Source organism: Acinetobacter sp. FY731 (assembly GCF_059515905.1).
On sequence record NZ_JCAKNB010000001.1, the window covers coordinates 78174 to 98826 of the forward strand.

Genomic DNA, 20653 nt, shown 5'->3' on the forward strand with positions numbered 1-20653 from the left:
ATATCTCATGATTAAAATTGCTGTTCTTGTTTCAGGCAGTGGTAGCAACCTACAAGCCTTGATTGATGCAAATCTTTCAGGGCAAATTGTAGGTGTTATTTCCAATAAACCTGATGCATACGCTTTAGAACGAGCAAAAAGTGCCGATATTCAAACTGCAGTTATTGAACATAAACAATACCCTACTCGCGAAGATTTCGATGCCGTAATGCATCAACAACTTCTAGATTGGAATGTTGATTTGGTAATTCTTGCAGGTTTTATGCGAATTTTAAGCGCTAAATTTGTGCAAAACTGGGAAGGGAAAATGGTCAACATCCACCCTTCTTTATTGCCAAATTATAAAGGCATGCATACGCATAAACGTGTATTAAATACAGGTGATGTTTTCCACGGATGTACTGTTCACTATGTAACAGCTGAATTGGATGCAGGTCAGGCATTGGCTCAAGGTGTTGTAAAAGTAGCACACAATGATACTGAAACAACGCTTGCAAATCGCGTGCATGAACTTGAGCATATTATTTATCCTCAAGTCATTGAATGGATTTGTACAGGAGCTTTAAAACATACTTCAAATGGTGTGATTTACAGAAATCACCCAATGAAAGCACCAGTTCAATTTTGCAAGTTCTAAAATTTAAATCATAAAAAAACGCATCTTAGGATGCGTTTTTTTATTTCTATAATGGCGTATTCTGCTTAATCAGATCTTTTAGCATTTCCGCAACCTCAACGGGTCGCTCTAGAGGGAACATGTGCCCCCCTTTTTCAATACTAAAAGGAATACCAAATTTCCTTTTAGTAATTTGGGGAAATTTACGTGCTAAAAACGGTCCATCTTTTGCAATAACTAAATGCACAGAAACTTTTGGCTTTGCTTGTGGCAACCACCATAAAGATGGATTAGTTCTAAAAATTTCTACCTCATCATCACGTGAAATTGTCAGTTCAACACCACCACGTGCTGTGTCCTCTTTCAAAGCATATTGAATATAAGCATCAAAACAATCTACATCAAAATGTTGGTAAAAACCTTTAGGACGTAATAACTCAGCAGCTTGCTCACGTGAATCCCAATGATCACGACGACGCTTAGACAGACCTGCTGGAGACATTTTATCTAAACTCTTAAGCTTGAGTAATTTTGCAATATGAAAAGCAAAACCATCTCTACCCACAATCAATGGTGGATCAAGCATAATCACTTGCTCAAACAGTTCAGGGCGTTGTAACGCAGCCTGAAATGTAAGAACTGAACCTAGTGAATGCCCCAAGCCTATCACCTTACGACCATTTGCTTGACGAATAACACTATCAATTACTTGTTGGGTTAAGCTTTTCCAGTGATTATCAATTGGATAACGCTTATCAGGTCCAAGTAGTGGTACATAAACGATGTCATAATCATCTTTTAGTGCATCAAATAACTTTTGATACACTTTTGATGGAACACCATTGGCATGTGCAAAATGGATTAAGGGCTTCATTGAATTTTCACATTTTGTTCAGTTTGAACTTGTTTCGAAAGTGACGTTGCAAAACCTTCACCAACTGAAGCTCCCATACGGTCTAAAATAGAATCGAATGGACTATATTCAATCGTATAGTTCACAGCTGTATCAATTTTCAAATCACGCTTTAAGGTATTTAAACTACCTGTTTTATCTGCAACACCTAATTTAACAGCCTGCTCACCTGTCCAGAATAAGCCTGAGAAAATTGCAGGATCATGTGATTTTAATTTTGCACCACGACCTTCCTTTACTGCATTAATAAAATGATCATGAACATTATCAAGTACACCTTGAACATGTGCTTTTTGTGCAGGATCAATTGGTTGTGTCATTGATAGCAATGCTTTGTTATCACCTGCTGTCATTGTACGATCTTGCACACCTAACTTCTGCATCAAACCTGTGACGCCATAATTTGGCATAATCACACCAATAGAACCAACAAGGCTAGATGGATTGACAATAATTTCATCAGCTGCTGACGCAATATAATAAGCACCTGAAGCACCTGTATCGCCAATAACTGCATATACTTTTTTATCTTTATACTGCTTTTTCAAATATTGAATTTCTTGCCAAATTTCATCTGACTGTACAGGTGAACCACCTGGAGAGTTAATATTTAAAACGACAGCTTTACTATTTACATTTTCAAAGGCTTTGCGTAATGATTTAATTGTATCGCTACTATTCACACTTTGTTTATCTGCCGCAATTGTGCCAATAATATTCACGACAGCAAGATGTGATTTCGATGTAGGAGCTGATTCATTATTACTGCAACCATTCCCCATCAAAATAAATAACAAGATAAAAATATAACCAAAAGTTAAAAATTTGAAAAAAATTCCCCAACGGCGTGCTTTACGCTGTTCATCAACAGAGACTAAAATTACTTTTTCAAGTAACTTCCACTCTTCACCCGTAGGCTGTTGTTGATATTTTTGAGTGTTTTGATTCTCATCTTGTGGTTTTGGTGGCCAATCCGACATAAAACATTCCCAAATTTATTAATATTGCTAACATTATATACAATGATAGCGCGTTCTATATTTATACATCATAATTTCCCTGATAATATTTAAATTCTTTTCACACTTTAATGCGCTCTACAAAATTGAAGACAATGACTCATAAAAATTCAAATTTCACACGTTTAATTAATTTTGTAAGTCGCCAACCTCTTAGTGTTGCTCGTTTTACTGCAAAGTTTTTAGCATTATTGGTGAATACTTTTAAATTAACTAAAACAGCTCATATTATTCGGTTAAATCTAGCAATTGCTCTCCCTCATTTAAGCCAAACAGAAAGAAATAAAATTGCTCAAAATGCTATTCAAAATGAAATGATTTCATATTTTGAATTTTTTCATATTTGGGGAGCTAAAAGTGATAAAAATATTGCACGTATCAACAAAGTTCATAATGAGCAGCTCTTTCATAATGCACTTGCTAAAAATAAGGGCTTAGTTTTAGTCATACCACATTATGGTACTTGGGAAATTATGAATGCATGGCTTGCACAATATACTCAAATGACCATTATGTATAAGCCTATCAAAAATGAATCTGCTGATGATTTTGTTCGTAGTGCACGTAGTCGAGATCAATCGATATTGGTACCCACCGATGAATCTGGCGTACGTCAAATTTTTAGAGCTTTAAAACAAGGTGGCACAACCGTTATTTTACCCGACCATTCACCTGATCATTCAGGTGAACTTATACCTTATTTTGGTATCCCCCTATATTCAAGTAACTTAAGTGCAAAACTCATTCAAAAAACTAAAGCTGCAACTTTATTTATGTACGCACTTAGAAATGAAAACAACTCATTCGATATTTTTATAGAGGAAATTGATTCTGCAATTTATACCCAAACAGCAGAACAAGGTACAGAAACTATTCACCAACAACTTGAAGCGTTAATTCGTAAAAATCCAGAAAATTATCATTGGAGCTACAAACGCTTTAATGCTAATCCTGAATTGCAAAAAATTTATAATATTCCTACGGATGACGCCTTAGCCTTGGTCGAAAAAATACGCCTCAGTAAAACTATTCACTAATTTCTCTTTTTAGCCATAATCGATGATCTCGTTCTTTTTTGATCTCGATATGGCTATATTTATCTTGTGAAAACTGAATAGTTCCACTTTGAATCGTGCTCAACATAGGGATATTTAAGTCTTTTAACCGTGATTTTACAACTTCACTTGGATGACCGTATCGATTATTAAAGCCTGCCGATACTACTGCAATCTTAGGTCTAATCCTCTTTAAAAAATCATAAGAAGAACTATGCTGACTACCATGATGCCCAAGTACCAAAACATCTACTTTTAGGTTTGGATAAGTCTGCAAAATCTCATATTCTGTTTGCCAGCCAGCATCACCCATCAATAAATAATTTTGATATTTTTGTGCATTTAAAACTTGAATATATAGCACACAAGAGTTCTCATTTTTATCATATTTAGCAAAAGCGAGTTGCTCTGTTTTAGGTGAAAGTACTTCTATTTTTACATGATTATTAAGTGTAAATATTTGCCCCTGCTTACAGTAAGAAAATTTGGAGTGTGGTAAAACATCAATCTGCTCATTTGAATAAACATGTTTAAAAGTCACATTATTCTTCAAATATGTATATGCACCACTATGATCCTGATCTAAATGTGTAAGAAATAAATAATCAATTTTTTTCATACCATTTACCGATAAAAATGGCTGAATAATTTGCTTACCTACACTAAATTTTGTTTCATCATAATAACCACCTGTATCCACCATGATGGCTGTGTCTGCACTACGAATCACAATAGATTGCCCTTGCCCAACATCTAAAACTGAAAATTCAAATGGATCATCTTTATGCTCACTCCAAAATAATGGAAATAAACAAATTCCTGCCCATGCTTTTGGCAAAAGTCCTTGCGGTGAAAATAAGATAATTAACGAGAGAATCACGCAGATCATGAGCCAAAAATTCATTGCAACTGGGATTAGTTGCGGATGAAAAATTTGATCAATACATTCAACAATAAAGAGAAGTAAACCAATACAAAGATTATTTATTTGGAAAAATAGCTGACTTAATGGTTCAAATAGCAAATAACTTAAGCCTGCTAAAACATCTATGGGGACAATAACCAAACCAATAAATGGAATGGCAAAAAGGTTACTAAAAGGGGTAATCCAAGCAATTTGTTTAAAGAAAATAATCATTAATGGAAATAAAGCAGCAAAGATTTTCCACTGAGATTCCACTAAAATCTTAAGTGCATTTATACTTTTTTGTATTAAATTTTGCTGTTCAAAATTCTGCTCTTGTATGGTTTGATAAATTCTTAACAACACAAAACATGCGCCATAAGACAGCCAAAAAGCTGCCGATAAAATACTAAAAGGATCAACAATTAATAATAATGAAGCGCTTAAAAGTAAAAAGCTTAAAGCTTTAATAGGATACTTAAATAGAATCCACACACTAGCCAGCAAAGTCATTAACAAAGTTCTTAGTGCTGGTATTTCAAACCCGACATAAGCACAATATAAAAATACACAGCTTAAAAATGGGAACAGAAGTAAAGTTTGTTTTGGAATTTTGAAATAAACTTTAGGGCAGTATTTTTTTATTACTTGATGAATCAGCCAACACATCATACAAGCAAAAATAAGAACATGTGGACCTGATATTGCAAGCAAATGACTCATTCCAAAGCGTTGAAACTGTTCTTCTATTTGCTTATTCAATAAACTTTCATCACCTGTTAAAAGTGCAAGCGTTAAACCTTTATGCTGTATTGGTTGCTTTTGAATAAAATAACGAATACCTAGCCGCTGAAGCTCTACCCATCTTTTAAATTTTGCTGTAAAGCTTTGGTTTCTCTTTACATAAGAAGCATATCCAAGTTCTTTGACTTCATCCTCAGATAAAGGCTTCACATGCTTAATCTGAAAATTACCCATCCAATTCTGCTGTATATACCATTGCTCGATATCAAAAACACCAGGTGTTGCATAACTATGAATAGGAGAAACTTTACCTTGTAACCGATAGTACTTCCCTATCTCAAGAGGTTTAAATTGTTCAGCTTTAAGTGAACTATTCCAAATAACGGGTTGCTCAAACTGATTAAGCACAATTAATTTCTGTTGAATTGTTTCAGGTTTTAATTGATTAATAGAGTTCACAGCCACAATAACGTCAACATTATCTGTATGCTGTACTCGATATTTAAGACGTTCTAATAGTTGATTGTTTGAATAATTCACACCAAGAAAACTTGCAATAATAAATGCAAATACCGCACTGATTATACGTAGAGGAATTTTATTGATTCTAAAATAAACTAAAAATAAAACAATAAGTAAAGCCGTAACACTAGAAAAACCAACAGAAGAAAGCTTTAAGTCATTTTCAATATTTTTACCTAAAAAGCTAATGCCGAATATCCATCCAGCACAAATCATTTGAATCATTATTATAAGCTTTATTTTAATTATTACGCGCAATAATAAAGCCCACCAAAGTGGGCTTCAAGGTTACTTGTCGTATTTACAAAATTATTCGTCTACCCAAATACCATCTTGCATATGCAAAATTTTATCGGCAGATTGAGCAAGCACTTCATCATGCGTCACAATCAGCATTGCCATATTAAACTCATTACGTAAATCGCTTAATAATTCGAAAATTTTAACTGCTGTTTTACGATCTAAGTTACCTGTTGGCTCATCTGCAAGCATCACCGCAGGCTTAGTAACCAAAGCTCGCGCCATTGCAACTCGCTGACGCTCACCACCAGAAAGCTCACCTGGCTTATGTGTTAAACGATGAGATAATCCCACTCGATCTAACAAATATTCCGCTTGTTCTTTAACTTTTTTATAGCTCGTACCATCACGCAGCATTAAAGGCATTGCAACATTTTCCAACGCAGTAAATTCAGGTAATAAATGATGGAATTGATACACAAAACCTAAATGTAAATTACGCTGAAAACCACGTTCAGATTCACCTAAAGTGTCAAATCGTTGTCCATTTAAAAATACCATACCTTCCGTTGGACGCTCTAAACCGCCTAACACATGTAATAAAGTACTTTTACCTGAACCACTTGAACCTACAATAGAAACAAACTGCCCTTCTTCAACTTTTAAATCTAAACCACGAATCACTTCGACTGTAGTTTTTCCATCGGTAAAATGCTTCGATACATTCTTTGCTTCAAGGACTACTTTATTCATAACGTAATGCCTCTGCAGGTTGAATTTTCGCAGCACGAAAAGCTGGGTAAATAGTTGCTAAGAAACTTAAAATTAAAGATAAACTCACAATCACTACAACATCTTGCCATCTTAAATATGATGGTAAATAGTTAATAAAGTAAGCATCAAATAAATTTAGGCCAAATGCAGTACTAATCCATCCCACAATACTACTAATACTCGTTGCAAGAATAATCCCTAAAATAGCACCAGAAACTGTTCCAATTACGCCAATAACAGTTCCTTGAACCATAAATATTTTAGTAATTGTGGCAGGTGAAGCACCTAAAGTTCTTAAAATGGCAATATCTGCTTTTTTATCGGTTACAACCATAACCAATGAAGACACAATATTAAATGCAGCAACCAATACAATAAGAAACAACAGTAAGCTCACCATTGCTTTTTCCATTTGAATTGCACTGAATAAATTACCGTGTGTAAACGTCCAATCAGAAGCATAAAAATTAGATGGTAATTCACGTACAATTTCATTTGAAACAATAGGTGCTTGGAAAATATCATCTAACTTCATACGTACACCTTGAGCGCCATCAGGAAGGCGTAAAAGTGTGGAAGCATCATTGAGTGCGATATAACCCATCATTGAGTCAACTTCGGCACCAATACTAAAAATACCAACAATTTTAAAGCGTTTAAAACGTGGTACAACACCCGCTGGAGACGGCGTAGCTTCTGGTAAAACTAAAGTAACATTGTCATTTAAACCTAAACCTAAGGCATCCGTCAGTTGTTTGCCTAAAACAATACCAAACTCACCTTTTTTTAGATTATCAATATTACCTTCAACCATATGATTTTGTATGATAGAAACCTTCTTCTCATACTTTGGTTCTATACCTGTCACCATAATGCCAGATACTTGACCTTGAGCTGTTAACATCCCCTGTAATTGCGTGAAAGGTGCTGCACCTGTCACATGTGGATGTTGCTCAATTTTTTTGGCAAGTTCAGGCCAATCTGTTAATATTTGGGTTGAAGAAACAGTAGCTTGCGGTACCATACCCAAAATACGATCTTTTAATTCACGATCAAAACCATTCATTACAGAAAGGACAGTAATGAGTACGGCAACACCTAAGGTAAGGCCAATCATTGAGACCAAAGCAATAAAAGAAATAAAATGGTTACTGCGCCTAGCGCGAGTATATCTCAACCCTATATATAGCGAGATTGGTTTAAACATACCATCTAGTCCGAGGTAAGATTATGGAAAAATTTCAGCATCAATTTGGTCAAAATGACCGTCGTGTAATGTCGCGTATCGATGCTGCCTTGAGAATCAACTATCAGGTCATTTCTGAACAAGTTGCGCTAAACGACCCTTATGATTCAAATTTTGTGTTGCCACGTTATTTTCTTCTACTTGCAGAATTAGATCAATTTGATCTTGCATTAGACCACGAAATAGAACAAATATCTGAAAAAGATCAACAGATTGCACGCATATTATCGTTATTCAATCAAAAGTTAAACCTCATCACAGGTACTTTATACGATGCAATTGTACAATCCTTGTTACCAATTCCTGAAAATGTGAATATATCTGAAAGTGGTATTAGCTTTTTTTCAGATCAGCCCCTCACAGAAAATACATATATTCATATTACCCTAAGCCATCCCGAGAATTTTTTCCATATCGCAGCTATTGCACAAGTGGTTCATTGCCGTGAAGAGGATAATGGGAAATATAGAACAGGCGCTTATTTTATTACTTTATTGCCACAAGACCGTAGTAAATTAAGTGAAGCTCTTAAACTTATACAAGCACAATAAAGCTGAATTAATCTAGAGATTCAGCTTTTTTAACGGCTCTGCTTTGTATAAGATCTTTATAGAAATATACAAACAGTCCTGTTAGTAAAACCACAGTACCAAGAAATATCATGCTGGTGAGTTTTTCATTATTCAACAATGCCCCAAACACCATTGCAAGTAATGGTGTCATAACTGTGGTTAAAGATAATGTCGTCGCTTTAATATTTTTCACCAATTTAAAATAACAAAACATTGCAAGCAACGAAGCCATAATTACAGCATAAAACAAACCAATTAAAGATTTTGTACTTGGAATATGAGTGGGTGCGTACTGCCAAATGAACGGCAACAAACACAATGCAAACATACTAGAAACAATAATTGAACCAGATGCTTGCGCCATAGGTTCTAGTGGTGCATTAATTTTTTTAACCCAGAAAATAGACATACAATATACAAAAACGCTAATGAGCATTAAAACAATACCTATTGGCTGTATATGATGTTCACTTCCTCCCACACAAATAATCATTAAACCAATAACAGCAATCAGCATCCCAACCCATTGCATACGGTGTAAATGAATATTAAATACGAATCGACCAATAAGCCCGGTCATAATGGGCGCTAAGCCAAACATCAATGCGATAATGCCCGAACTTAAATAACCCGTTGCTAAATACGTAAAAATTTGCGAGCCAATAAAACTACAAGCGCCAGCAATATAACTATGAATAGAAAGAAAATTAAGCTGTAACTTTACTTTCATTAAGAAAAGCAGCACTAAAGATAAAGGCAGTGCTATAAAAAAACGTAATACCAAAGCCCACAAACTATGAAGATCTGAAACGCTCCAGACAATAGCAAGAGGTGTTGTCGACCAAATAAATATCAGCAATACATAAGTCGATATTAAGTTTGCTTTAGATGGGATCATAAATATTTAGGCTGTTTTACGTTTGTGTTTTTGAATGGTCTGATCCAACGAACTAGAAAACTCTCGCTTATCACGCTCAGCAAGTGGCGGTGGTCCACCTGTTTGTACACCTGCACCACGTAAAGTGTCCATAAAATCACGTAAATGCAGACGAGCCTTGATATTTGCAGTTGTATATACTTCACCACGCGGATGAATAGCAACACCACCCTTTTCAATCACCTGTGCTGCAAGAGGAATATCTTGTGTAATGACAATATCATTCTCTTTCATACGATCTACAATTTCTTGATCTGCAACATCTGCACCACTCATTACCTGAATTGAGTTAATCCGTACAGATGGTGTAATACCGACACTTTGATTTGCCACAAATGTAACTTCCATTTGATAACGATCCGATGCACGAATAATCACATCTCTCAAAATACGTGGCAAAGCATCAGCATCAACCCAAAGTTTAAATGGCAGCACAGGAAAACCCTAAATAATTAAGCATGATTAGTCTATCAAATTTGTATCACTCACATGATAGATAATCTCTTTTAAAGTCCTCTATCTAGATTTGTATATACACTTGCTATCTAAGCAGATTTTGATTAGCTTTAAATGAATGTTTTGTTACATGAAAAAGATAATTTTCAGTTTCTTTTAAGCTTATGACTTGAAAATTTCAAATAACCCTCGATCTAATAGATAAATACAACCCAAAATCAATTGTGCATATGAAAAATCAAAATAGTCCTGAACGGATCACCATTGAAGATCAACACTTCGGTAGTCATGCAGAGCACTGGAATTTGCTCACAGACCAACCAGCCATAGATGTGCCAAAATGGTTAGGTATGGCACTTGATGCTCCAATTATGCCAATGGGTTTGTGTCGAGCAGAAGCTGAAATGGATGAACAATCTTGGCTAATTCAAGGTCCAAGTACGGCAGCCATTTTACTCAACCAAGTCATTGATGTTGAAAATAATAAACCTAAAGCGGTTAAAACTGCTTTTCCAACCTTTGATAGCCCATATAAAGTAGATGCAAAGATTGAACGCATTATTTGTGGGAAATCAAATGCTCAAGCGGTACTTCAGCTTAATGTAGGCTCTGGTGTTGCCTATGCATTTGACAACTTATATAGCGTAAACCGCCAACAATATAACAAAGATCAAACGTATAGCGTTCAACTCAATGGCTGGGCATACGAACTAGAAGCTGTGTCAGATCACGAACAAATCATTGTAGATGATCCTGCTTCTATTAAGCACCACCGCGCATTGAATGATATTTTGGCAGAACATGGTGGCGTTGCACCAGAAAACTTACAAGAACTACTCGATGCTTGGGAACCTAAAAATGACGATGACAAAGAACCAGTTACCGTCAATTTTTCAAAAATGATTGCTTATCTTTATGGTGAAACCATAGGACAAGAAGATGAAGCATGGTTCCAAGGTAAAATTGTGGGTAAAACTTCTATGAGTTTTATGGATAATGAATACACACTTTATGATATCACTCTGTTTTTAGAGGAAAATCAACCTGCGATTCTTGCACGTATTGCAACAAAAGATCATGCCTATAGTCACTTTGAAATTGGTCAATACATTCGTGGAAATATCTGGCTTCAAGTCAGTATTTTCAATAAAAAACAATAATTTATTTAAATTAAAATCTCGGTTTCATGATCAATTTAATTGAATGAATACCGAGATTTTTTTATAGCTCATTGTTGTTACCTCAATTAAATACAGAATATTTGATTATTTTTTCCATAAATAAAGACTGTTTTTTAATCAAATTAAATTCAAAAAATAATAGTTATCCACAGATTTAAATTCAATTCTGTATTTTTAAATTCAAAATATTGTGAATACTTTTATTCTAATTAATTTACTTAGATATAATCTGAAAGCCTGAATTTACTTGGATTAATATAATAATTTGACAATAACTCTATTAAATAAAAAATATATTAAGTTAATTTTAAATAGTACTTTATTTAATCAATTTTTTATGTTAAAAATATGACAAACTAATGGAATCAACGATAAATAGATCATCGGAAATAATATCTATGAGAATCGTGCAAGAAGAAAATTTACAACAAGTGGAACATCGAATTGGAAATCGCTACCAATTAGATCTTATATCATGCCTATTTTTTGCATTGGGGATGTTTATTTCTGCTTATTTATTACATACATTTGTTTTCTAATACGTAAATTCAGTTTTAGATTCATCCAAATATCAAAAAGCCCATCTATTGATGGGCTTTTGCATGTCTTTTAATTTTACTTAAGCATTGCGTTTCGCAAAATCGTCCATGAAGTTTACAAGTGCTTGTACACCTTCTAGTGGAACCGCATTGTAAATACTTGCACGCATACCACCCACTGAACGGTGACCTGCCAAGTTTAATAAATGCTGTTCCTCAGCTTCTTTCAAAAATTGTTTTTCAAGTTCCGGTTTTGCTAAAGTGAAAGGCACATTCATAATTGAACGGTTTGCTTTTGCAATTGGATTTGCATAAAAATCGCTTGCATCGATATAACCATAAAGAAGTTCTGCTTTTTTCACATTTTCTTTATGAATTGCATCTACACCACCTTGCTCAATTAACCATTCAAATACCAAGCCAGATAAGTACCAAGCGTATGTTGATGGTGTATTTACCATAGAACCATTTTTTGCTTGATCACCATATTTTAAAATGCTTGGAATTTCAGATTTCGCTTGATCTAATAAATCATCACGAATAATCACAAGTGTTAAACCAGCAGGACCAATATTTTTTTGTGCACCAGCGTAAATTAAACCAAACTTAGTGACATCAATTGGTGCAGATAAAATACTTGAAGATAAATCGGCAACTAAAGGCTTATCTGTTTTTGGAATCGCTGCAAACTGGATACCGCCAATTGTTTCATTTTCAGCATAATGAACATAAGCAGCATCAGCAGATAAGTTCCATGTGCTTTGATCTGTTATGGCTAACTTACCATCAGCATCGGTTACGCCAGCTTCAATAACATTAATATCGCCATAGCGTTTTGCTTCTTTCAGTGCTTTTTCAGACCAAATACCTGTATGAATATAATCAGCTTTGCTGTTTTTACCCAAAAGGTTTAACGGAATAGCTGAAAATTGCAGCGATGCACCACCCTGTAAAAATAGAACTTTATAATTTTCAGGAATGTTCATGAGTTTACGTAAATCTGCTTCTGCCTTTTCAGCAACAGCAACATAGTCTTTACTACGATGGCTCATTTCCATAATGGAAAGCCCCTTCCCTTGCCAGTCGAGCATTTCAGCTTGAGCTTTTTCTAAAACGGCAGTAGGTAATGCAGCTGGACCAGCACAGAAATTGTACGCGCGCATGATTTTTCCTTTCAAAGTGAAGCACAATAAAATAAGGGCATTTAACCACATCTTTAATGCTCTTGCACAAATTTATTCCAATCTAGAACTATTATTAAAGCTAAAAAATCAATATAGATTAAAAAGATATATTTATTGTATTTTTCACTTTTAATTTGGAGCTAATCCTATTATTCTCCTTGGTATTAAGCTTAAATTCACGCACCCACCCTCTGTATTTGTCAAATGCTAACGTACTATAAAATATGAAAATTAAATACTCTCATGCTGCCTTAAAATATACGTTACTCACTGCAATGATTTTTTGCAGCAACACAAGTTATGCCCAAACTATTAGCTTCCAAGATGCTGAAAAACAACTAATCCAAAACTCTTATAATACGCAAGCTTTCCAAAACCTAACCGAAGCATCTAAACTTTCTGCTGAAGCCGTAAAAAATCTAGGCTTGCCTCAAATTGATTTAAATGTTCGCGCAATTTCTTACCATACTCGGGTTGATGTCCCACTCGAAACACTTAAAAACAACCTAAATCAGGGCTTAACAGATAATATTAATAATAAAATTGATCAGCTTCCCAATCTAGATCCAACAATTGCAAATGATCTAAAAGGCTTATCTCAGCAAGGGATTAGTGAGGGTGTTGGCTTAATTCCAAATAGTTATGACATGACATTAAAAGATCACATGGTGAGACCAACGATCTCTATGATCATGCCTATTTATACAGGTGGTTTAATAACAAGTACGAAACAAGTCGCTGAAATTATGAAACAGCAAGGACAACTCAACGAGCAACAACAACAAGATTTACAACTTTTTGATTTGATACAAGTTTATTTCAATGTTCAGCTGCAAAAGCAATTATTTAGCTCTAGCCAATACAATAAAAAAGCAATGCAAATGCATTATGACAATGCATTAAAATTGGAAAAACAAGGTTTTATTAGTAAGGGGCAACGCTTACAATTTGAAGTTGCTTTAAACACAGCAAAACGTATTGAACAATCGACACATGCAGCATTGCAGTCTAGTCTATTTCATTTAAATAATATGCTACACGACAGTCAAATTACTCAGTTAAGCACTCCATTATTTGTCAATACAAACACACAACTTTCACTTAATTCATTACTAAAATCTTTCAACAATCAATCTACTTTAATTAAGAAGCTAGAAGCCGATTCAAAGCTAGCAGCTGAGAATGTCAAAGTTAAAAATGCAGCTCAAAAGCCCAAATTATTCGCTTTTGGTGAATATGCACTAGATGAAAAAGACAATTGGATTGTCGGAGTTGCAGCACAGTACAATTTATTTTCAGGCGTGAGCAAAGGTAAAAGCATTCGTGCTGCTGAGTTAGAACATTCAGCAACTAAACTTTTGACAGCACAAGCAAAAAAAGAAATTGAAAATATTATTTATAAATCTTTTAGCGAATTAACAACAGCACAGCAAAGTAATACCCTCATTCAAAGTAACTTTTCGGCAGCTGAAGAAAACTTAAGAATTCAAACTTTATCTTTTAAAGAAGATATGGGAACAGCAACGCAAGTCATTGATGCTCAAAACCTTATTTATGCGTTAAAAACTGAAAGTGCCGTAAATGCTTATAAGTATGTTCTGTCTTTAGCAAGCTTATTACAAAGTAATGGATCTCTCCAGAGTTTCCAGAGCTTTTTAAATCAACCAAACACCCACTATATTAAATAATAAGTGAGTCATATATGACTGATGAACAACACATTGAACAAGCTGAAAATGTTCATTCACCAAAGAAAAGCTCTCGTTCGGCTCTTCTTAAAGTCGCTATTATCTTAGTCGTACTCATTATTGGATTGTTAATTGCTTTTGGTCTATGGAAAAGCTATCAACCTTCCGAATTAGATTTACAAGGTCGAGTTGAAGCTGAAACTTTATATGTCAGTACAAAAGTACCTAGCCGTATTGAAGAACTTTTTGTTCAAGGTGGTGAAACCGTACGCAAAGGCGATCCTCTAGTACGTTTAAGCAGTCCTGAGGTAGACAACCAAAAGAAGCAAGCTCTAGGTGCATTACAAACAGCTTTAGCTTTACAAGCAACTGTTGATAGAGGTGCTCAAGCTGAAAATATTGAAACGCTATATGCAAATTGGCAAGCGTTAAAAGCACAAGCAAGTTTAGCAAATACAACCTATCAACGTGGCAGCAAGCTTTATAAAGAAGGTGTAATTTCACGCCAACGTCATGATGAAATGAAAGCAGCTGCCCAATCTACTGCAAATTTAGCTGAAGGTGGTTATCAGCAATATCTTCGTGCAAAACGTGGTAGCACCTCTGAACAAAAGCAATCTGCAGATGCTCAAGTTCAAATTGCAACTGCTGCAGTTGATGAAGCAAATGCTTTACTCGATGAAACACTCTTAAACGCTCCTATTGATGGCATTATTTCCAAAACTTACGGCAATGTTTCCGAATTAGTAGGAATTGGTGTACCTATTATCAGCATTATCGACCAAAAGAATCTTTCGGTAAGCTTGAATGTTCGTGAAGACCACTATCAATATCTTTATAAAAAGAAAGAATTGAAAGGTTTTATTCCTGCATTAAATCAGACTGCAACATTTAAGCTTAAAGAAATTAGTCCTCAAGGGGATTTTGCAACCATTAAAACCACACGCCAAACGGGTGGTTATGACATCCGCAGCTTCAAATTTAAACTAGTACCAACCAAGCCTATGCCTAACCTTAAAGTGGGTATGAGTGTTTTATTTGATGTCAAACAGGTGAAAAATTAATGTGGTTTGGCATTCAGCGGGAACTTAAATATTTACTAAAAAATAAATGGGACTTGGCACTTGTTACCCTTGTGCCACTGTTTCTTATTGTCATGTTTAGTGCAATGTTTACCCAAGGTTTGCCAAGACACCTACCCATTGGAATTATTGACCAAGATCAAAGTAATTTAAGCCATAAAATAGAAAATTACTTGTCTTTGAATGACACTATTCGCATTGTTACGATTTCTCCAAGCCAAGAAGAAATTGAACACCTGCTCAATAAAAATAAAATTTGGGGCTATGTCCATATTCCTGCTGGTGCAGAACAAAGACTAACTCGTGGTCAAGATGCTGAAATTAACATGGCATACAACCAAAGCTATTACAGCATTGGAGATATGCTTTCATCAGCTATGCTCACAAGTACTCTGCAAGCAACAGCAAACTATTTAGGTACGGAATTTTTTGTAAATGATATTCCACATTTTAATATTCCAACACCCAATATCAAAATGTCTTTATTGTTTAATCCAAATTTCAATTATGAGTTTTATCTTGAACCTTATGTAATTCCCGCAATTTTTCATTTATTACTCGCATGTTGTGTAGCTTTTTCCGTTGGACAAGAATTTAAACAACGTAAAGCACAAGAATGGATTAGCCAACAAAGTCTTTGCTCTGCCATTCTTTCTAAAAATATCGTTTATGTTGTTATTTTTAGCATCTGGACATGGATATGGATGTTCTGGCTTGTTGATATTCGTGGTTGGTTTGTCGCTGGACACTTATGGGTTATTTTACTCGCACAAGTTTTATTCTATTTGGCGTATGCCTTAATTAGCACATTCTTAGTTTTAATTACTAAAAAATCCTTAGAGGTTTTTGGTGTATTAGCGGTTTATGGTGGTTCATCATTAAGCTTTGCAGGTGTCACTTTACCTGTCACAGAAAATGCATCTTGGTTTACCAAGTTATGGTCAAATATTATTCCTTACACACACTATGCACGTTTACAAACTCAACAATGGGTTATTGGTAGCCCTGTAAAAACCTCTGTTGAGCCTTTATTTGCACTAGTTATATTTTGTATTGTTAGTTTTATTATTGCGTTCATTTTATTAAAAAGATTCTCACAAGGGCAAAAATCATGAAGGAATTTCTATTTTATTATCGGAAAACCTTCAAAAACATTGTCACAAGTGAACCTCTTGTTGCAACGCTTATCCTATCGATCTTCTTTTATGGGATTTTTTACCCAACAGCTTATGATGCCCAACAACCTGAAGGCTTACCCATTGTTATTGTAGATGAAGAGCGCAGTATAACAACTGATCGAATTATCGATAACATTTATAGTAGCCCTGATGTTCACATTGTGACTATTTCAGGTAACTTTTATGAAGCTAAAAAGATGGTACAAGAAGAAAAAGTGCAAGGCATTTTACTCTTACCTGATGGCTTATCAAATAGTTTACGTCGTGGTGAACCTGGTGGAATTGGCTTCTATCTCAGTGCTTCGAATCTTTTAACCACTAAAAAAATTGGGGAAGGCTTAGCCTTATCTGTTGAAAACACATTAGCGCAGCAATATTCAAAACTAGGAAACATCACACAATTTAAGCCTACGGTTCCGATTCATCAAATTCCGCTATATAACACCCTTTCAGGCTATGGTAGTTATGTATTTCCTGCAATTTCATCTTTAATTGTACATCAAACAATCTTACTCGGTTTAGGTATGCTTGTGGCGGGGTACAGAGAACTTAAATGGAAAGCAACACCTATAGAGTTTGGAGCAATTTTTGCAGCTCTACTCACCATTGGCTGTTGTGGTTGTCTATACTTTTTTGGCTTTGTTTTTTGGCTATTTGATTATCCTCATGGGGGTAATTTTTGGGGCATGCTTATTGCCGTACCAATTTTTGTTAGTTCAGTCATTGCCCTCTCTTTGCTCATTGCTTCTTTCATGGATTGTGCAGAACGTATTGGACATATTATTGTTGCGAGCTCCGTTCCGCTCTTTCTTTTAAGTGGCATTGCATGGCCATATGAAGCAATGCCAACTTGGATTCATTGGATTGGTCAAATACTCCCTTCATCTGTTGGTCCACAAATGTTTATCCAACTCAATCAAATGGGAGTACCAACATCTCTTGTCATTCCTAAAATGGTTTATTTAGTTTTCTTTACTATTTTCTGTTTAACAATCGCATTTCATCGATTGAAAAAATGATAATCATTAATAATTAGAATATGTATCATAATGTTTTATTAAATTACACTTAAACATTTAATAGATTTATTAAATTAAACTGTAAAAATAACAACCAGTCACCACGATTTTTACGAAAAATAATAACTGCGTGTCAATTTTGAATGCACAATAAACATCTCCCTGACTTTTAAATATTATTCACACATTATTGTTTCTACTTTAGAAGCACATTGTCTGACGTTTAATGGTTTTAGCTAATTTATATTTTCAGAGCTGAGTATGAAAAGAATTAAGATTAGCCTTGCTTGGCAGATCGTAATTGCCCTTATTATTGGTGTATTGGTAGGCTCTTTCCTACACTATTCTCCTGAATATCGCGATGATTTAGTCATGAATTTCTTGAATCCTTTGGGTTCAATTTTCATTACGCTCATTAAAATGATCGTGGTTCCACTTGTTGTATCTATGTTAATTCTAGGTATTGCAAATAGTCACGGTCAGAGTCTTGGCAAGCTAGGTTTCAAAACAATTTTATATTTTGAAATTGTTACTACAATTGCAATCGTTGTTGGTCTTGTTGCAGCAAACGTATTCCAGCCTGGTGCTGGTATTGATATGTCCTCATTAACGCAAGTCGACATTTCTAAATATGCAGAAACAACACATCAAGTAAGCGAAGCACATCATGGTTTAATACAAACCATTCTTTCGGTTATTCCATCAAACTTCTTTGCTGCTTTAACAAGTGGTCAAATGCTTCCGATTATTTTCTTCTCGGTAATGTTTGGTATTGGTTTAGGTGCACTTGATCGAGAAGTTAAACAACCTTTACTTAATGTATTAAACGCTGTTTCTGAAACAATGTTTAAAGTTGTTCACATGATCATGAAGTTTGCACCTATTGGTGTATTTGGTCTCATTGCTGCAACTGTTGCTAACTTCGGTTTCTCATCGTTACTACCCTTGTTAAAACTTGCACTTCTTGTATATGGCGCGATCCTCTTCTTTATTTTTGCTGTTTTAGGTGTTGTGGCTAAAATTTGTGGCTTCAGCATTTGGACAATTATCAAAATTCTTAAAGATGAATTAATTCTTGCCTATTCAACTGCAAGCTCTGAAACCGTTTTACCTCGTATTATGGAAAAAATGGAAGCTTATGGTGCGCCAAAACCAGTTACAAGCTTCGTCATTCCACTGGGCTATTCATTTAACCTAGATGGTTCGACCTTATATCAAAGTATTGCAGCAATCTTCATTGCTCAGCTCTATGGTATTGATTTAACGCTAACACAAGAAATCACGCTTGTTTTAACCTTAATGATTACATCTAAAGGTATTGCAGGTGTTCCTGGCGTTTCTTTTGTTGTGTTATTGGCAACTTTAGGTAGCGTAGGTATTCCTCTTGAAGGTCTTGCATTCATTGCAGGTATTGACCGTATTTTAGATATGGCACGTACGGCATTGAACGTTATTGGTAATGCTTTGGCAGTACTTGTAATTAGTAAATGGGAAGGCGTATTTGACCAAGATAAACGTAAAGAATATGAGCTTGAATTAAACAGCAAATAATTCTTTGTGTATTAAAAAAAAGGACGCTTAGGCGTCCTTTTTTATTATTTTTTTAAATTTAGTGTCACAACTTCTTCTATAAAAATTTTGTATATTGGTACAATGAAATTAAGTTCGAGTATTACGATAAAATATTTCGCATAAGAGATTTTATGTTAAATAAAACATTATAGAAAAAAATTTTAACTACAAATAAGGTTATATATGAACTCTAATGAAGACAGCGAGATCGTTAATCAAGTACTTTTGTTATTGATTGAAATTGATAAACAGCTAAGTAATATCAAAGTACAAACTCCTTCTGAGCTTAAAAAAGTTAAGGGAACATTATTGAATAAAGATATAGATGGGTTTAAGAAAATTAGAAGAAATTTATACAATGGTTTTAGACGACTAGATGAAATTGGCATAAATAATTCTAGAATTGATGAGCTATCATCCAAGATATATTTATTAGTGAAACAACACACTATCTTTCATACTATGCAATAATTCATCTATTTGATAATAAATAAAATATTAAATTTCGTATAATTGCCATTATGTTAAATGGATAGTTTTAGTAGCTATAAAAGGTGTACAGATTATGGTGATGGTAGTGTAAAGCCCACTGTTTTGTTGTATCAATTACAGTAAAATAATTGCTATAAATATCTTGAATACTACGTACTTGTTTTACGACTTCCTTCCATGTTGTTTTTATAGTTAATTCTGTATCTGATGTAATAAATACAACATTACTAAAAGCAATTCCTCTTTTAAAGATCCATTGAGTCAGATCCTCATCTTTTTCGTTCAAGTTGTTATATGATTCCTCTAACTTAAAAGAATCTAAAAAACTTATTGGATAAGAATTAGAAGTTGTTAATAAATCTCGACTACATTCTAATGCTTCTATTCCTGTTAAAAATAAAAAATGATTTAAATTAATGAGGTCTGATGTTAAATCTTGATAGTAATTAGATAACTCTTGCCTAGTCTGCCACGAATATTCTTTTTTCATTTAGACCTTTAATTAAGTTTCCCTAAAATTAACATAATACATGTTATACGAAATTCTTTTAATTTTCCTTTCAAATTAGAATGTTGTCTTATACAAAAAATCTAGATACGTTATTTCTAGATTTTTTAATGATTATTCACATTACATGGTTATTAAGCAATCAATATTTCTCAAAATTATTTAGAAATCCTAAAAAAACTATCAGAGCATCACGCTAAGTATGAATAACA

Annotated in this window: 19 protein-coding genes; 10 read left to right on the forward strand and 9 right to left on the reverse strand. The window is 34.4% G+C overall.

What is annotated here, in order from left to right; all coding sequences use genetic code 11:
- Window positions 1-7 precede the first annotated feature (7 nt).
- Window positions 8-637, forward strand: coding sequence for a phosphoribosylglycinamide formyltransferase (gene purN / locus AC5YC8_RS00425; RefSeq protein ID WP_496116668.1), 630 nt, complete (start codon window positions 8-10; stop codon window positions 635-637).
- Between the two features lie 46 nt (window positions 638-683).
- Here purN and AC5YC8_RS00430 read toward each other — a convergent pair whose 3' ends face one another.
- On the reverse strand, window positions 684-1490 hold the full coding sequence (locus tag AC5YC8_RS00430; RefSeq protein ID WP_496163199.1) for an alpha/beta fold hydrolase: 807 nt from the start codon (window positions 1488-1490) through the stop codon (window positions 684-686).
- Window positions 1487-2509, reverse strand: a complete 1023-nt coding sequence (gene sppA, locus AC5YC8_RS00435) for a signal peptide peptidase SppA (RefSeq protein WP_496116666.1) — start codon at window positions 2507-2509, stop codon at window positions 1487-1489. Before sppA ends, AC5YC8_RS00430 begins: the two co-directional genes overlap by 4 nt.
- Window positions 2510-2643: 134 nt before the next feature.
- On the opposite strand from sppA, the gene AC5YC8_RS00440 reads away from it, so the two are divergent.
- Window positions 2644-3585, forward strand: a complete 942-nt coding sequence (locus AC5YC8_RS00440; RefSeq protein ID WP_496163200.1) for a lysophospholipid acyltransferase family protein — start codon at window positions 2644-2646, stop codon at window positions 3583-3585.
- Here the strand turns inward: AC5YC8_RS00440 and AC5YC8_RS00445 are convergent.
- From AC5YC8_RS00445 to AC5YC8_RS00455, 3 genes are all read right to left on the reverse strand, one after another.
- Window positions 3575-5998: a DNA internalization-related competence protein ComEC/Rec2 gene (locus tag AC5YC8_RS00445; RefSeq protein ID WP_496163201.1), complete on the reverse strand. Its 2424-nt coding sequence runs from the start codon at window positions 5996-5998 to the stop codon at window positions 3575-3577. The genes AC5YC8_RS00440 and AC5YC8_RS00445 overlap by 11 nt on opposite strands.
- A gap of 84 nt (window positions 5999-6082) precedes the next feature.
- A complete protein-coding gene (locus AC5YC8_RS00450; RefSeq protein ID WP_496116663.1) occupies window positions 6083-6766 on the reverse strand; it encodes an ABC transporter ATP-binding protein in 684 nt (227 codons plus the stop codon).
- Window positions 6759-7994 carry a lipoprotein-releasing ABC transporter permease subunit gene (locus AC5YC8_RS00455; protein ID WP_496116662.1) on the reverse strand — a complete coding sequence of 412 codons (1236 nt, stop codon included), beginning with the start codon at window positions 7992-7994 and terminating at the stop codon, window positions 6759-6761. The genes AC5YC8_RS00450 and AC5YC8_RS00455 overlap by 8 nt, the downstream gene beginning before the upstream one ends.
- A gap of 23 nt (window positions 7995-8017) precedes the next feature.
- Between AC5YC8_RS00455 and AC5YC8_RS00460 the strand changes: the two genes are divergently transcribed.
- Entirely contained in the window at window positions 8018-8584 is a 567-nt protein-coding gene (locus tag AC5YC8_RS00460; RefSeq protein ID WP_496116661.1) for a PilZ domain-containing protein, read from the forward strand.
- 7 nt (window positions 8585-8591) lie between these two features.
- On the opposite strand, the gene AC5YC8_RS00465 is transcribed toward AC5YC8_RS00460, so the two are convergent.
- Window positions 8592-9500 (reverse strand): DMT family transporter, encoded by a 909-nt coding sequence (locus AC5YC8_RS00465; RefSeq protein WP_496163376.1) that lies wholly within the window; start codon window positions 9498-9500, stop codon window positions 8592-8594.
- Between the two features lie 9 nt (window positions 9501-9509).
- Window positions 9510-9977 carry a YaiI/YqxD family protein gene (locus AC5YC8_RS00470; RefSeq protein ID WP_496163202.1) on the reverse strand — a complete coding sequence of 156 codons (468 nt, stop codon included), beginning with the start codon at window positions 9975-9977 and terminating at the stop codon, window positions 9510-9512.
- A gap of 251 nt (window positions 9978-10228) precedes the next feature.
- Between AC5YC8_RS00470 and AC5YC8_RS00475 the strand changes: the two genes are divergently transcribed.
- Window positions 10229-11158 (forward strand): hypothetical protein, encoded by a 930-nt coding sequence (locus tag AC5YC8_RS00475; protein ID WP_496163203.1) that lies wholly within the window; start codon window positions 10229-10231, stop codon window positions 11156-11158.
- A 640-nt stretch (window positions 11159-11798) separates the two neighbouring features.
- Here AC5YC8_RS00475 and serC read toward each other — a convergent pair.
- Window positions 11799-12881: a 3-phosphoserine/phosphohydroxythreonine transaminase gene (gene serC, locus AC5YC8_RS00480; protein WP_496163204.1), complete on the reverse strand. Its 1083-nt coding sequence runs from the start codon at window positions 12879-12881 to the stop codon at window positions 11799-11801.
- A gap of 245 nt (window positions 12882-13126) precedes the next feature.
- Between serC and AC5YC8_RS00485 the strand changes: the two genes are divergently transcribed.
- The 6 genes from AC5YC8_RS00485 (at window position 13127) to AC5YC8_RS00510 (ending at window position 19912) form a co-directional block, all read left to right on the forward strand.
- Window positions 13127-14590, forward strand: a complete 1464-nt coding sequence (locus AC5YC8_RS00485; protein ID WP_496163205.1) for a TolC family protein — start codon at window positions 13127-13129, stop codon at window positions 14588-14590.
- A 14-nt stretch (window positions 14591-14604) separates the two neighbouring features.
- A complete protein-coding gene (locus AC5YC8_RS00490) occupies window positions 14605-15654 on the forward strand; it encodes an HlyD family secretion protein (protein ID WP_496163206.1) in 1050 nt (349 codons plus the stop codon).
- Window positions 15654-16787, forward strand: a complete 1134-nt coding sequence (locus AC5YC8_RS00495) for an ABC transporter permease (RefSeq protein WP_496163207.1) — start codon at window positions 15654-15656, stop codon at window positions 16785-16787. Before AC5YC8_RS00490 ends, AC5YC8_RS00495 begins: the two co-directional genes overlap by 1 nt.
- Window positions 16784-17869: an ABC transporter permease gene (locus tag AC5YC8_RS00500; RefSeq protein WP_496163208.1), complete on the forward strand. Its 1086-nt coding sequence runs from the start codon at window positions 16784-16786 to the stop codon at window positions 17867-17869. Before AC5YC8_RS00495 ends, AC5YC8_RS00500 begins: the two co-directional genes overlap by 4 nt.
- A gap of 261 nt (window positions 17870-18130) precedes the next feature.
- The gene (gene gltP / locus AC5YC8_RS00505; protein ID WP_496163209.1) at window positions 18131-19420 is read left to right on the forward strand and encodes a glutamate/aspartate:proton symporter GltP; all 1290 of its coding nucleotides are present in this window, start codon (window positions 18131-18133) and stop codon (window positions 19418-19420) included.
- A gap of 204 nt (window positions 19421-19624) precedes the next feature.
- Window positions 19625-19912, forward strand: a complete 288-nt coding sequence (locus AC5YC8_RS00510; RefSeq protein WP_496163210.1) for a hypothetical protein — start codon at window positions 19625-19627, stop codon at window positions 19910-19912.
- Between the two features lie 67 nt (window positions 19913-19979).
- Here the strand turns inward: AC5YC8_RS00510 and AC5YC8_RS00515 are convergent, their stop codons facing one another.
- Window positions 19980-20423 (reverse strand): hypothetical protein, encoded by a 444-nt coding sequence (locus AC5YC8_RS00515; protein WP_496163211.1) that lies wholly within the window; start codon window positions 20421-20423, stop codon window positions 19980-19982.
- Between the last annotated feature and the right edge of the window lie 230 nt (window positions 20424-20653).

Excerpts from the sequence above, each read along its gene's own strand:
- AC5YC8_RS00515 (WP_496163211.1), bottom strand. The coding sequence starts at position 20,423 with ATGAAAAAAGAATATTCGTGGCAGACTAGGCAAGAGTTATCTAATTAC.
- AC5YC8_RS00450 (WP_496116663.1), bottom strand. The coding sequence starts at position 6,766 with ATGAATAAAGTAGTCCTTGAAGCAAAGAATGTATCGAAGCATTTTACC.
- AC5YC8_RS00460 (WP_496116661.1), top strand. The coding sequence starts at position 8,018 with ATGGAAAAATTTCAGCATCAATTTGGTCAAAATGACCGTCGTGTAATG.
- AC5YC8_RS00445 (WP_496163201.1), bottom strand. The coding sequence starts at position 5,998 with ATGATTCAAATGATTTGTGCTGGATGGATATTCGGCATTAGCTTTTTA.
- gltP (WP_496163209.1), top strand. The coding sequence starts at position 18,131 with ATGAAAAGAATTAAGATTAGCCTTGCTTGGCAGATCGTAATTGCCCTT.
- AC5YC8_RS00475 (WP_496163203.1), top strand. The coding sequence starts at position 10,229 with ATGAAAAATCAAAATAGTCCTGAACGGATCACCATTGAAGATCAACAC.
- AC5YC8_RS00490 (WP_496163206.1), top strand. The coding sequence starts at position 14,605 with ATGACTGATGAACAACACATTGAACAAGCTGAAAATGTTCATTCACCA.
- sppA (WP_496116666.1), bottom strand. The coding sequence starts at position 2,509 with ATGTCGGATTGGCCACCAAAACCACAAGATGAGAATCAAAACACTCAA.
- AC5YC8_RS00430 (WP_496163199.1), bottom strand. The coding sequence starts at position 1,490 with ATGAAGCCCTTAATCCATTTTGCACATGCCAATGGTGTTCCATCAAAA.
- AC5YC8_RS00440 (WP_496163200.1), top strand. The coding sequence starts at position 2,644 with ATGACTCATAAAAATTCAAATTTCACACGTTTAATTAATTTTGTAAGT.
- AC5YC8_RS00510 (WP_496163210.1), top strand. The coding sequence starts at position 19,625 with ATGAACTCTAATGAAGACAGCGAGATCGTTAATCAAGTACTTTTGTTA.
- AC5YC8_RS00455 (WP_496116662.1), bottom strand. The coding sequence starts at position 7,994 with ATGTTTAAACCAATCTCGCTATATATAGGGTTGAGATATACTCGCGCT.
- AC5YC8_RS00495 (WP_496163207.1), top strand. The coding sequence starts at position 15,654 with ATGTGGTTTGGCATTCAGCGGGAACTTAAATATTTACTAAAAAATAAA.
- serC (WP_496163204.1), bottom strand. The coding sequence starts at position 12,881 with ATGCGCGCGTACAATTTCTGTGCTGGTCCAGCTGCATTACCTACTGCC.
- AC5YC8_RS00500 (WP_496163208.1), top strand. The coding sequence starts at position 16,784 with ATGAAGGAATTTCTATTTTATTATCGGAAAACCTTCAAAAACATTGTC.
- AC5YC8_RS00485 (WP_496163205.1), top strand. The coding sequence starts at position 13,127 with ATGAAAATTAAATACTCTCATGCTGCCTTAAAATATACGTTACTCACT.
- purN (WP_496116668.1), top strand. The coding sequence starts at position 8 with ATGATTAAAATTGCTGTTCTTGTTTCAGGCAGTGGTAGCAACCTACAA.